We start from the raw sequence: 13337 nt of genomic DNA on the forward strand, positions 1-13337 counted from the left end.
GCGCCCGCGCACGCCCTCTTCGCGGAATGCCACCCGCCGCATCCGCCCGCGGTCGTACCTTGGTGTCGGTGGTGCAAGATCGGTGCATACGAAGGAGCAACCGCCCATGGAGCGTGGCCCGGCGCGAGGCGATGACCACTCCGGCCCGGTACCCGAGGTGCCCGCGCCACGGGCGGCGATCCCGGGCCGGATCCCGCTCGCCGTCGTGGTGGTGGACGCCGACGGGTTGATCTCCCACTGGAGCACCGGCGCACGCCGGCTGTTCGGCGCCGCCAAGGAGGACGCGGTGGGTGCCCCCGCCGTCGACCTGCTACCGGTCAGCGGCGCCCTCGGCACCGAGGAGTGGGACGGCCCCGGAGCCGATGCGGCCGATCTCGGCGCCCAGCTGGGGGAGTTGCCGGCGGCGCACGGGCTCGCGGCGTACCTCGGGGGCGGCGCCACGTACCCCACGGCGGGCCGGGCCCGGATGGCCGCCGCGGCCGGCCTGGTGGACCTGCTGTGGTGGGCCTACCCCCTGGCCGGCCCCGGGCCCGAGCGGCTGCTCGTCCTCGCCGCGGACGCCGCCCGACTGCCGGGCGCCGGCGACCACGGGGCCGACCGGCGCCGCCATGCGCCCGGCTTCGCGCTCCACACCGACTTCCCCGGGGCCGGGCAACTGGCCCGACGGCTGCCCGACATCCTGCCGAGCATGAGCCCCCGGGAAAGCGCCCGGATCGTCGCCCAGGTGCTCGAACTCGGCTACCCCGTACTGGAGATCAGCCAACAGGAGCGCGTCCCGGTGACGCCGGACTGGGGCGTGCCCCGCCGGGTCGAGCGGCGCGCCCGGCTGCAACGGGCGGCGGAGGCCGAGCGGAACCCGGGCGCCGCCGCGACCGCCGCCGAACCGGAGCCGGACCTCGAACACGCGGCGGTCCGCGAACGCCTGGAATTCCTCAACGAGGTCAGCGGTCGGATCGGCTCCTCGCTCGACCTGGCCCGCACCATCCAGGAGGTCAGCCAGGCCGTCGTCCCCCGTTTCACCGACGTCGCCGGCACCTACCTGCGCGAACAGGTCGTGGCCGGCGAGGGGTTCCCCGACGGCCCGCCCGACGCCACCACCCTGTGGCACCGCGTCGCCGTCGAGCACAACGACGAGCCGGGCCGCTGGGACGACGTCGTCCCGGTCGGCGAGTCGATGCCGTTCCCCGTCCACACCCCGTTCTTCCAGTGCATGACCACCGGGCGGCCGGTGCTGATCCCGCGGATCACCGAGGAGTTGGGCAACGCCATCGCCGCGCAGTTCGAGAAGCGCGACATTAGCCCGCTGATCAACGGCCGGTCGCTGCTGGTCGTCCCCCTCAAGGCGCGCACCGTGGTGCTCGGCTTCATGATCCTGCTGCGGCACCCGGCGCGCACGGAGTTCAACGACATGGACCGGGTAACGGGAGCCGAACTCGCCGCCCGCGCCGGCCTCGTACTCGACAACGCCCGGATGTACACCCTCCAGGAGAACGTCGCCGAGACGCTCCAGGACAGCATGCTGCCGCAGATCGTGCCCCGTATGCCGGGCTGCGACACCGCCACCCGCTACCTGCCCGGCACCCACCTCGGCCGGGTCGGCGGGGACTGGTTCGACACCATCAAGCTGCCCGGCTCCCGCACCGCGCTGGTGGTCGGCGACGTCATGGGCCACGGCCTGAACTCCGCCGCGATGATGGGCCAGTTGAGGACCGCGGTGCAGACCATGGCCGCCATCGACATGCCGCCGGCCCAGCTCCTGCGCGGCCTCGACGACCTCGCCCAGCGGCTCGGCGACACCTACCTGGCCACCTGCCTCTACGCGGTCTACGACCCGATCGGCCAGCGGCTGACCCTCGCCAACGCCGGGCACGTCCCGCCGGTACTGGTCCGTGCCGCGGACGGCCGCAGCGAACTCCTTCGGCTGCCCACCGGCGCGCCGATCGGCGTCGGCGGGGTGCCCTTCGAGGCGGTGACGGTCCCGGTGGCGCCCGGTGACCGCCTGGTGTTGTGCACCGACGGGCTGGTGGAGGTGCGCGGCGAGGACATCGGGGTGGGGCTGGCCGCGCTGGCGGAGTCCGCGGCCCACCCCGCCGCCTCGATGGACGACGCGTGCGACGCCATCATCCGGGCGCTGAACGTCACCGACGACCGCAAGGACGACGTGGCGCTGCTGATGGCCCGCCTCAACGGCATCCCGCCGGAGTCGGTCGCCGAATGGCGGCTCCGGCTGGACCCGCGGGAGGCCGGCCGGGCCCGCCGGCTGGTCGCCGGGCAACTCACCGCCTGGGGCCTGCCGTCGGCCGTCGAGACCGCCCAACTCCTGGTCAGCGAGGTCGTCACCAACGCCGTCCAACACGCGCACACCGAGCGGGTGGTGCTGCGCCTGGTGCACACCGACGCCCTGCTGTGCGAGGTCTCGGACGACGACCACGCCCTGCCGCAGTTGCTGGACGCGGAGCCCGACGCCGAATTCGGGCGCGGCCTACGGGTGGTGAGCCGGCTGGCCCGGGAATGGGGGACGAGCCGCACCACGACCGGCAAGACGGTCTGGTTCGAACAGCCGCTGCCCGGGGCGACGCGGCGCGGACGGCACTGAACGGGCGGTCTGGGAGAACCTCTGGCGAACTGGTGAAGGTGGCGCCGGGCCCCTTGCGGGGTGATCACCGGCGGGCGTAGCAAGGGGTATGAGCGATTCCCGCCGCACCCTGCTGGCCTGGGAGGGCTTCTGGCACGACGCGCCACCCGGTGCGGGCCAGGTCTTCTGGGACTCCGACCCGTCGCTGACCGCCCGGGTGCACCTCCCGATACTGGCCGGACACGCCGACGCCGCGCTCCCGTTGGTCGATCTGGGCTGTGGCAACGGCACCCAGACCCGCTGTCTGGCCGGCCACTTCGGACGCGTGCTGGGCGTCGACGGCGCCGCCGCGGCCATCGCGCGGGCCCGCTCCGAGGACCCCGACGCGGTGGCCGAATTCCGCCGACTCGACGCCACCGACGAGGCCGCCGTCCGCGAACTCCACGCCGAACTCGGCGACAGCAACGTCTACTTGCGCGGCCTGCTGCACCAGTGCACCGCCGGCGAGCGGGCCCGGATCGCGGCGAACACCGCGGTGCTGCTGGGCACCCGCGGCCGGCTCCTCGCCGTCGAACCGGTCGCGGCCGCCAAGGAGGTCCTGCTGGCCCTGGCCCAGGGCCCGGACGGGCCGCCCGCGAAGGTGCGCGCCGTCCTCGCGCACGGCATCGCCCCCGGCGAGATGCCGGACTCCGAACTGCCCGGACTGCTGCGCGCACAGGGCCTGCGGATCGCCGCGTCCGGCCAACTGCCGCTGACCACCACGGAATACGGGGCGGACGGGGCCCTGATCGAGCTGCCCTCGCAGTGGGTGGTGGCCGGGGTGAGCGAGGCCCCAGGGGGCTAGCCCCCTGGGGCCACCGGGGTGGCACTCTTCCGCGCCTCTCCCGCCCCGCCCGGCTACTACTGCTTCTGCTGCTGCCGGGCGGCGAGAATCGCGGCCAACTCCTTGCCGACGAACGCCTCGGCGGCCGCCTTGTCGACGCCGAGACCGGTGAGCGGACCGGACCCGTTCTCCAACTCCAGCAGCGCCAGCAGCAGATGCTCGGTGCCGACGTAGTTGTGGCCCAGGCGCAGGGCCTCGCGGAAGGTGAGTTCCAGCGCCTTGCGGGACTGGACGTCGAACGGGGTGAGGGCGGGCAGCGCGTCGACCGCGGGCGGCAGCGTCGCGGTCGCCGCCTCGCGCAGGGCCTCGGCGGTCACGCCCTGCGCCACCAGGGCCCGGAACGCCAGCCCCTCGGGCTCGCGGAGCAGCCCGAGCACCAGGTGCTCGGGGCGGATCTCGGCGTTGCCGGCCTCGTGGGCCTCGTTCTGCGCGGCCACCACCACGTTCCGGGCCCGTTCGGTGTACCGGTTGAAGCCCTGGCTGACGTCGAAGTCCGAGCTGCCGGCCGGCCCCTTGGGGACGAAGCGCTTCTGCGCGGCCTGCTTGCTGACGCCCATGCTCTGGCCGATGTCGGTCCAGGACGCGCCCGAGCGGCGGGCCTGGTCCACGAAGTGCCCGATGAGGTGGTCCGCCACCTCGCCGAGGTGATCCGCCGTCAGCACGGCGTCGGAGAGCTGCTCCAGTACGTCCGAGCGGTTCTTCTTGATGGCCTCGATCAGATCGTCGAGGCGAACGGGATGCGTCATGCGTACGGGTTCCGTCATGCGTCAACCATAGGTTGACGATCACGCGCCCGTCAACCGTCGGTTGACGGGTTTGTGGCGGCCCGCCCCGGTGGTCGACCGTCGCCGGCCAGATCCCGGTGGATGACCTTGGCGGCCGCCTCCACGGTGGCCACCCCGTCACGCAGGGTGTCGTTGCCGCTGGAGAGGACGGCCATGGCGTAGTCGTTGCCGTTGCCGTCGAACGAGCCGACGCTGTGCACCCGCCAGCCGTCCTCAGGGCGCGGCAGCCAGCCGTTCTTGAGGTGGGCGGTGGTGGAGGCGGGCGCCCCGGCGGGGACGCCCCAGCGCTGGTCCGGGGCGACCTTCCGCATGAGGTCGAGGGCGTAGTGCCGGGACGCCGGGCCGAGCACCGCGTTGTCCGTCGACAGCAGCCGCATCAGGGCGAGTTGATCGTCGGCGGTGATCTGGGTGAGGCCCCAGGCGCCACCCGCACCGGGCACGGTGTGGCGCATGCCGGCCAGGTCCAGGAAGTGCTGGATGCCGGCCCGGCCGATCTGGTGCCACAGGGCGTTGGTCGAGGCGTTGTCCGACTTGGTGATCATGGCGGTGGTCAGCTCGACCTCGTGCGGCGTCAACGCGCGGTGCGCCTCCGCCGCCTGCCTCAACAGTGCCCCCAGGACCGTGACCTTGATGACGCTCGCGGAGTCGAAGTGGGTGCCGGCCCGGAACTCGCAGTCGGTCCCGGAGGGGCGGTCGTAGAGGGCGAGCGCCGAGGTGCCGCCGCGCCCGTGGAGCGCGCCGGCGATGTCGCGGGAGAGGGTGCCGGCCAGGCCCGGCCGGCCGGAGGTGCAGACGACCTCGGCGGCGCCGTCCACGGTGCCGCTGCCGGTGCCCGCCGAGGCGGGCCCCGCGGCGCCCAGCACGGTGACCGTCGCCACGGCGGCCACCAGGGTGGCCAGTCCGCGACGCGCACGCCACGTCAATCGCGTCCAGAGCCTTCCGAACACCCGACGTGTCCGGCGCGAGCGAGGTGCGATGCGTGATCCGTGCATGGGCGTACGTCCTGTCCCACTGGGTGCGCCGCCCGCCTGGCACCCCTAGGGGAAGCCCGCCCGGTATCCCACCAGCAGTGGCGAGGAAGCGACGCCGGTGCCCTGGAAGCGGGCACTCCGCAAGCGTGCGGGCCGGCGGCACACCTTGAGAAGGGCGGCCGCGTGTGACATTCGCCAAACGGACATGGCGGGCAGGGCGCCGGCGGAGGGGAACAGGGGTCGGCGCCTCGCCCCCGTTCCCGTATCGCTCCTGACCGCCGCCCGCCTACGGGAGCAACGGCCGGGCCGGGTCCATCCACCACGCGGCAGTGGCCCCCGGGAGCGTTCCCGCCGGGCAGTCACCGCTGGCCAGCAGCGGCGCCCCGGTCACCGGGGCCGGCACCGGCTCCGTCCCGAAGTTGATCGCGCAGACCAGCCCCTCGCCCCGGACGAACGTCAACACCTGCGGCTCCGACTCCAACCAACGCAGCGTGCCATCACCGAGCTGCGGCAGGCCCCGGCGCAACTGGAGCGCCTCGCGGTACAGATGCCAGAACGACCCCGTGTCGGCCACCGCCCGGTCCGCGGTGTGCGCCGCGAACGACGCGGGCTGCGGCAGCCAGCTCCGCGCCCCCTCGGCTGGGCTGAAGCCGTACGGGGCCGCCTCTCCCGACCAGGGCAGCGGCACCCGACAGCCGTCCCGGATGTGCTGTCGGCTGCCCGTGCGATGGAAGATCGGGTCGGTGAGCACCTCGTCCGGCAGGTCGTCGACCTCCGGCAGACCCAACTCCTCGCCCTGGTAGACGTACGCGGCCCCCGGGAGGGCCAGCATCAGCAGCGCCGCGGCACGGGCCCGGGCCGGGCCCGACGCGGCCTCTGGGGTGCCCGGTTCGCCCGCGTAACGGGTGACGGTCCGCACCTGGTCGTGGTTGTTGAGCACCCAGGTGACGGTGGACCCGGTGTTGGCGATGTCGGTCAACGCCTCGGCGATGACCTTCCGGAAGAGGTCGACGTCCCACCGTGCGGTCAACAGGTGGAAGAAGAACGCCTGGTGCAGCTCGTCGGGGCGGACGTACGCGGCCTGCTCCATCGGGGTGCGCACCGAGACCTCGCCCACCAGGAGCCGGTCGTGACCGTCCCGGGCGGTGTACTCCTCGCACAGCGCCCGCCAGTCACGCCATACCTGGTGCACCTCGGGTTGGTTCCAGGCCAACGGGTTGACCGAGTCGCGGGTGCGCTCGTCGGCCGACGGGTCGGGGGAGTCGGGGAGTTCGGGGTGCTTGAACAGCCCCGCCGCCACGTCGATCCGGAAGCCGTCCACCCCGCGGTCCAGCCAGAAGCGCAGCACCTTGTCGAAGTCGGCGGCCACCTCGGGGTTACGCCAGTTCAGGTCGGGCTGCTCGGGCGTGAACATGTGGAGGTACCACTGCCCAGGGGTGCCGTCCTCCTCGGTGATGCGGGACCACGCGGGCCCGCCGAACATCGCCCGCCAGTTGTTGGGCGGCAGCTCCCCGCCCTCCCCGCGTCCGTCCGCGAAGTGGAACAGGGAACGCGCCGGTCCGCCCGGCCCCTCCTCCAACGCCTCCTGGAACCACGGGTGTTCGCTGGAGCAGTGGTTGGGGACGATGTCCAGCAGCACCTTCAGGCCGAGCCGGTGGGCGTCGGCCACCAGCCGGTCGAACTCGTTGAGGTCGCCGTACGCCGGATCCACGTCGCGGTAGTCGGCCACGTCGTAGCCGTGGTCGTGCTGCGGCGACGGGAAGAACGGGCTGAGCCACACCCCGTCCACGCCCAGCTTCTTCAGGTACGGCAGCCCGCCGCGGACCCCGGCCAGGTCTCCGACACCGTCCCCCGTGGTGTCACGGAAGCTGCGTACGTAGACCTGGTAGATGACCGCATCGCGCCACCAGCGCTGGGCCGTGTCCTGGGCGGGGGTCGGGTGGCCGCGATCTGCGGTGGCTGTGAGCATCTGCCGGGATCCACTTCTTACGGTGCAAGTCGGCGCGGCAACTTGCGAGTTGCTGTGATGCATGCATGTTAGGTAGCCGCATCTTTTCGGTGTCAACGGAATGACGGAAGTCGAACGATACGTGCCCGGATTTGTGGCGTATGGCGCCCAACTCCACTGCCAAATCGCACCCGATGGGATGGTGGTTGCTTCCGCTCACTCTCAACTCCCGTATACAACAAGCGAGTAGAGGGTGGCGGTGGGTGATGGGCGGCGTGGGGCCGGGTGCGGTGCGGGGCCGGGTGCGGTGCGGGGAGCGGGGGTGGGGAGTTGGGTGGCGGGCGCTGGGGGTTGGGTGGTGGGGTGTTCGGGGCGTGGAAACCGGCGCTTGGGGAGCGGTGGTTGAGCCTTTCGGGGGGTGGGGCGACGCGCGCCGGAACGGGGGTGCCGGATCGCGGGAAGCGGTGGGGCGGGCACCGGGTGGCGGGGCGGATGTGGAGGAACGGCGAGGGCGAGGCGCGGTGCGCCGCACCCGGAGGGAGCGGGGCGCGTCCAGGGGCCGGCGGAACTCGTCGACAACGTGCGTGTATACCTGTTGCCCACAGGGGACGGTCGGTAGGAGCCGAAAAACTAAAGAAAGTCCTTCGGGTCGTGGCCTTCAGGGCGAGTCTTCCCGGGGGAGGCCTCCCCAACGGGACGCTGGCCTGCCGGCCCCTCCGGGGTGAACGGCCGCCGGTAGGGCCTCCTCCGCCGGACGGGACCGGGCTACGGTCGGACGATTGGCACGGTCAACAAGGGCACAGGGAGAGGGAAAGCGTGCGGCTGCCACTCCTGGCACTGCTGGCCAACGGGCCCGCGCACGGTTACGAACTCAAGCACGCCCTGGAGACGCTTCTGGGCGCGGCCTACCCCCAGCCGAACGTCGGCCAGATCTACGTCACCCTGGGGCGGTTGGAGAAGGCGGGCCTCATCGTGGGTGAGGAGGTCGAGCAACCGGACCGCCCGAACAAGCGCATCTACCGGATCACCGAGGCCGGCCGGGAGACGGTGAGCGCGTGGTTCGGCGACGCCACGGTCGCACCACGGGTCCGCGACGAGTTCTTCATGAAGCTCGCGCTCGCCTCCCGCGCCGGGGCCGCCAGTCAGATCGCCCTGATCAACAAGCAGCGCCGGCACTACCTCAAGACCATGCGGGAACTCTCCCGTCTGGCGGCCTCCGAGGACCGGGGCAACCGGGTCGCACACCTGCTGATAGAAGGCGCGCTACTGCACCTCCAAGCAGACCTGGAGTGGCTGGAACGCTGCCAGGAAGAACTGGAGTGAAGCGCGCCCCGCTCGTGCCACACCCCTACAGCCCCTGACGCGCGGCGGTGCGTGCTACCGCGCTTCCTTCCGGGCTTCCTGCTGCGCTACGTGCCACACTTCCCGCTGCGTTCCTTGCCGCGCTGCCTGCTGGGCTCCTCACTGTGCGTGCTGGTGCGTTCCTTGCCGTGTTGCCTGCGGTACTCCTGGCCGTGCGTGCTACCGCGCTTCCTGCCGTGTTGCCTGCTGTCCTCCCTGCCGTGCTTCCCGCTTCGCTTCCTGTCGCGTTGCCTGCTGTGCTTCCCGCCCCGCCCTGCCGCGCGCTCTGTCGACTCCTGCCTAGGTTTGTTTTTTCCCCGCCGCCCACCCCCCTTCGGGGGGTGGGCGGGTGTGGAGGGCCGGACGCGACACGCGAACGCGCGCACCACGACTCCGCCTGCCCCGTCCGCCCCGCCCGAACGCCCCGTCCCAGCCCTGCAGTTGATCTCCAGTGGTCTGGACCTCCGGAGTTATCCACAGCCCTGGTACGGGTGTTCGTGGCCGCGTAACGTGATCGTTCAAGAGCTGAGTGCACGCCCTCTCACCTGCGATGGGACTGATAGACGTGAAGATCCTGATCTCCGCGGACATGGAGGGTGCCACGGGCGTGACGTGGCCCGCCGATGTACTGCCGGGCACGCCGCAATGGGAGCGCTGCCGCCACATGTTCACCTCGGACGTCAACGCCGCCGTCGCGGGGTTCTTCGAGGGCGGCGCCGACGAGGTCCTCGTCAACGAGGCCCACTGGACGATGCGTAACCTGCTGCTGGAGCAGCTCGACGAGCGCGCCGCGATGCTGACGGGACGTCACAAGGCGTTGAGCATGGTCGAGGGAGTCCAGCACGGCGACGTCGACGGCATTGCGTTCGTCGGCTATCACACCGGCGCCGGGACGGAGGGCGTGCTGGCCCACACCTACCTCGCCAACACGCTCACCGGCGTCTGGGTCAACGGCACACGGGCCAGCGAGGGATATCTCAACTCCCTGGTCGTGGCCGAGTACGGCGTGCCCGTGGTGCTGGTGACGGGCGACGACCGGACCTGTGCGGACGCCCAGGGGTACGCCCCGCGGGCACCCGCCGTGGCGGTCAAGGACTACGTGTCGCGTTACGCGGCGGTGTGCCGGCCGCCGGCCCGAACGGCGGCCGAGATACGGGCCGCGGCCAGCGAGGCCGTGGCGCTCGCGGTGCGTCACGAGCCGTTCCACGGCGGCCCGTTCCGTTTCGAGTTGGAGTTCGACGCAGAGCATCTGGTGGGGGCGGCGACATGCGTGCCCGGCGTGGAGCGCAGCGCTGAGCGCCGCGTCGCGTATACCAGTCAGGACATGTACGAAGCCATCCGGTGTTTCAAGGCGGTCACCACCGTCGTCTCGTCCGCCGTGGAGGAACAATATGGCTGAGAAAGAGCTGGCGGAGCACAGGACCGACCCGGGTGCCGGGGCGGTCGATCAGCAGGCGCTCGACGAGGTGGTGCGGTTCACCTCGGAGCTGATCCGGATCGACACCAGCAATGCCGGCGACGGCAGTTGCCGGGAGCGTCCGGCCGCCGAGTACGTCGCCGAGCAGTTGACCGACGTGGGCATCGAGCCGGTCCTGCTGGAGCGCACCCCGGGGCGCACGAACGTCGTCGCCCGCATCGAGGGCAGCGATCCGTCCGTCGACGCGATGCTGGTGCACGGGCACCTGGACGTGGTCCCGGCCGAGGCAGCCGACTGGCAGGTCCACCCCTTCTCGGGAGAGGTCCGCGACGGCGTGGTCTGGGGCCGCGGCGCCGTCGACATGAAGGACATGGACGCCATGATGCTCGCGGTCGTCCGGCAGTGGGCCCGCGGTGGAGTGCGTCCCCGGCGCGACATCGTGCTCGCGTTCACCGCCGACGAGGAGGCCAGCGCCGAGGACGGCTCGGGGTTCCTGGCCGACCGCCACGCGGCCCTCTTCGAAGGCTGCACCGAAGGCGTCAGCGAGTCGGGGGCGTTCACCTTCCACGCCGGCGGCGGGATGCGGATCTATCCGATCGCGGCCGGGGAGCGCGGCACCGCCTGGTTGAAGCTGACGGCCCACGGTCGGGCCGGGCACGGTTCGAAGGTCAACCGCGACAACGCGGTCAGTCGGCTGGCCGACGCGGTGTCCCGGATCGGCGCGCACGACTGGCCGGTGCGGCTCACCCCCACCGTCCGCGCCGCCCTGCGCGAACTCGCCGCGCTGCACGACCTCGACATCGACCCCGAGCGGGCCGACTTCGACGTCGACGCCCTGCTCGCCAAGCTGGGGCCGTCCGCCAAGCTGGTCGAGCCCACGGTCCGCAACAGCGCCAACCCGACGATGCTGGCGGCCGGTTACAAGGTCAACGTGATCCCGGGGTCCGCCGTCGCCTACGTAGACGGCAGGGTCGTCCCTGGAGGCGAGGCCGAGTTCCGCACCACCATGGACGAACTCACCGGTCCCGACGTCGCCTGGGACTACCAGCACCGTGAGGTCGCGCTCCAGGCCCCGGTCGACTCGCCGACGTTCGCCGCGATGCGGGCCGCCATCGAGCGGTTCGATCCGCAGGGCCGCACCGTGCCGTTCTGCATGTCGGGGGGCACGGACGCCAAGCAGTTCTCCCGTCTGGGCATCGTCGGTTATGGCTTCTCACCGGTGAAGCTGCCCGAGGGGTTCGACTATCAGGAAATGTTCCACGGCGTGGACGAACGGGTTCCCGTGGAGGGCCTGCAGTTCGGTGTCCGCGTTCTGGACCACTTCCTGCGCGGCGTGCCGGGGAGCGGAGGTGCGGCCGTCTGACGACGGGGCCGGCCGGTCCGCCCGATGGCCCGGCCGGCCCGCGATCGGCCGTCCCACCCGCGGCCTTTCCACCCGTAGCTTCCGCTCATCTCCACGCCCAGAGAGCTGAACTGACGTCCTATCACCGACGCGTGCCGTGAGCGTTGACTTGTCCGCTACTCGTGCCACACCATGAGCCCGCCGTTACCGACTGGTTGGTACGACGTGCCCTTTTGGAGGTCTGCGTGCCCAACGTGTCCCGAGGCGCGTTCCGCCCCGTGGTCCGCGTCTCCCTCGCCCTGCTGGCCGGTACGGCCCTCACCGCGCCCCTCGCCCTGAGCGCCCCCGCCGCCGTCGCGGGTGGCGCCGCCGCGCCGTATGACGTCACCGCGCTGAAGGTGTCGGTGCGGGCCGGCGACCGCACCTGTGAGGTGGACGCGGACCTCTACCGTCCGCTGGGTGTCGACGCCGCGCACCCGGCTCCGGCCGTGATGACCACCAACGGCTTCGGCGGCAGCAAGACCGACGGCTCGACCGACGCCATCGCGCGGGCGTTCGCCACCCGCGGCTATGTCGTGCTCGCCTACTCCGGTCTGGGCTTCGGCGAGACGGGCTGCCCGATCTCCCTCGACGACCCGGAGATCGACGGCAAGGCGGCCAGCCAACTGGTCGACCTGCTGGCCGGCACCCGCGCCGCCAACGACGGCACCCGTGTCGACTTCGTCGCCAAGGACGGGCCCGGCGACCCCAGCGTCGGCATGATCGGCGGGTCGTACGGCGGGGCGATCCAGATGGCCACCGCCGCGGTCGACCACCGCATCGACGCACTGGTCCCGCTGGTCACCTGGAACGACCTGTCCTACTCCCTCGACCCGAACAACGCCGACCGCACCCACGGCGTCAGCGGCCCGCTGGCCGGTGCGTACAAGTACCAATGGACGAACGCGTTCTTCCTCCTCGGGGAGGCGCAGGGGCTGCTCCACCCGGGGCTGAGCCTGTCGCGCACCGGCAGCGCCGGCTGTCTGCACTTCGTCGCGCCGGCCTGCCGCACCAAGCGGCTGCTGGATTCCCACCGGTACCCGGCCGACGGTACCCGGGCCGTGTTCCAGTACGTGCGCAGCGTCTCCCCGGTCTCCTATCTGAAGTCCGTGAAGGCGCCCACGCTGCTCGTCCAGGGCCAGGCCGACACCCTCTTCAACCTCAACGAGGCGGCGGCCACCTACCGCACCCTCGCCGACCAGGGCACTCCGGTCAAGATGATCTGGCAGTCCTGGGGCCACAGCGGCGGGATGAAGGACCCGGCCAGGGGCGAACTCGACCTGGCCAAGGGCAATTTGGAGAGCAGCTACGTCGGCCAGCGGATCCTCTCCTGGTTCGACCGCTATCTCCGCCACCGGACGGCCGCCACCGGGCCGGCCTTCGCCTACTACCGGGACTGGGTGACCAACGGTCCCACCTACGCCGCCTCGTCCGCCTTTCCCACGGGCGGCAGCCGCCGGCTCTACCTGTCCGGGGACGGCAAACTGGTCCACGACCGCGGCGAGGTGGTCCCCGGCAGTCGTGAGTACCGTGACCTGCGGCTGCCCACCAGCCATTCGGAGAGCTCGCTCGCCAGCATGGTCGGCTTCTCGGACCCGCAGCCGTACGACATCAAGGGCACCTACCTGGACTGGACCTCGGCGCCGGTCGAGGGCCGGCCGCTGGACGTGGTGGGTGCACCGAAGTTGACGCTGCGGGTGGTCTCGCCGCAGACCGAGCAGGTGCAGAACTCCTCGGACGCGGCCGACAAGTTGGTGCTCTTCGCGAAGCTCTATGACATCGCGCCGGACGGGAGGAAGACGCTGGTGCACCGGCTGGTGGCCCCGGCCCGGGTGTCCGATGTGACCCGGCGGTTCACGGTGGAACTCCCGGGCATCGTGCACCGTTACCAGCCGGGGCACCGGCTGCGGCTGGTGATCGCCGCGAGTGACTCCGCCTACGTGGGCAACCGCGGGTCGAAGTGGGTGACGGTCACCAGCGCGCCGGGGGACACCGGGGTTCTCGAACTCCCCGTCACCCAGGGGGCCGTGCCGTAG

The 13337-nt window shown here is 71.8% G+C and carries 9 protein-coding genes; 6 read left to right on the forward strand and 3 right to left on the reverse strand.

Annotated elements, in window-relative coordinates; translation table 11 throughout:
• The first annotated feature begins 106 nt into the window (after positions 1-106).
• The gene (locus ACIQU6_RS12000) at positions 107-2596 is read left to right on the forward strand and encodes a SpoIIE family protein phosphatase (protein ID WP_403481498.1); all 2490 of its coding nucleotides are present in this window, start codon (positions 107-109) and stop codon (positions 2594-2596) included.
• An 88-nt stretch (positions 2597-2684) separates the two neighbouring features.
• Entirely contained in the window at positions 2685-3419 is a 735-nt protein-coding gene (locus tag ACIQU6_RS12005; RefSeq protein WP_403481499.1) for a methyltransferase domain-containing protein, read from the forward strand.
• A gap of 56 nt (positions 3420-3475) precedes the next feature.
• On the opposite strand, the gene ACIQU6_RS12010 is transcribed toward ACIQU6_RS12005, so the two are convergent.
• The 3 genes from ACIQU6_RS12010 to ACIQU6_RS12020 form a co-directional block, all read right to left on the reverse strand.
• Entirely contained in the window at positions 3476-4222 is a 747-nt protein-coding gene (locus ACIQU6_RS12010) for a Clp protease N-terminal domain-containing protein (protein WP_403481500.1), read from the reverse strand.
• 32 nt (positions 4223-4254) lie between these two features.
• Positions 4255-5166, reverse strand: a complete 912-nt coding sequence (locus ACIQU6_RS12015) for a serine hydrolase (protein WP_403481501.1) — start codon at positions 5164-5166, stop codon at positions 4255-4257.
• 334 nt (positions 5167-5500) lie between these two features.
• Positions 5501-7183, reverse strand: a complete 1683-nt coding sequence (locus ACIQU6_RS12020; RefSeq protein ID WP_403481502.1) for a glycoside hydrolase family 13 protein — start codon at positions 7181-7183, stop codon at positions 5501-5503.
• Positions 7184-7978: 795 nt separating this feature from the next.
• On the opposite strand from ACIQU6_RS12020, the gene ACIQU6_RS12025 reads away from it, so the two are divergent.
• The 4 genes from ACIQU6_RS12025 to ACIQU6_RS12040 all read left to right on the forward strand — a co-directional run bounded on the left by ACIQU6_RS12025 (position 7979) and on the right by ACIQU6_RS12040 (position 13337).
• A complete protein-coding gene (locus ACIQU6_RS12025; protein WP_403481503.1) occupies positions 7979-8485 on the forward strand; it encodes a PadR family transcriptional regulator in 507 nt (168 codons plus the stop codon).
• Between the two features lie 583 nt (positions 8486-9068).
• Positions 9069-9902, forward strand: coding sequence for a M55 family metallopeptidase (locus tag ACIQU6_RS12030; protein ID WP_403481588.1), 834 nt, complete (start codon positions 9069-9071; stop codon positions 9900-9902).
• Positions 9895-11283, forward strand: a complete 1389-nt coding sequence (locus tag ACIQU6_RS12035; protein WP_403481504.1) for a M20/M25/M40 family metallo-hydrolase — start codon at positions 9895-9897, stop codon at positions 11281-11283. Before ACIQU6_RS12030 ends, ACIQU6_RS12035 begins: the two co-directional genes overlap by 8 nt.
• 233 nt (positions 11284-11516) lie before the next feature.
• The gene (locus tag ACIQU6_RS12040; protein WP_403481589.1) at positions 11517-13337 is read left to right on the forward strand and encodes a CocE/NonD family hydrolase; all 1821 of its coding nucleotides are present in this window, start codon (positions 11517-11519) and stop codon (positions 13335-13337) included.

The sequence above is a fragment of the Streptomyces sp. NPDC090442 genome (assembly GCF_044769405.1).
Classification (GTDB): domain Bacteria; phylum Actinomycetota; class Actinomycetes; order Streptomycetales; family Streptomycetaceae; genus Streptomyces.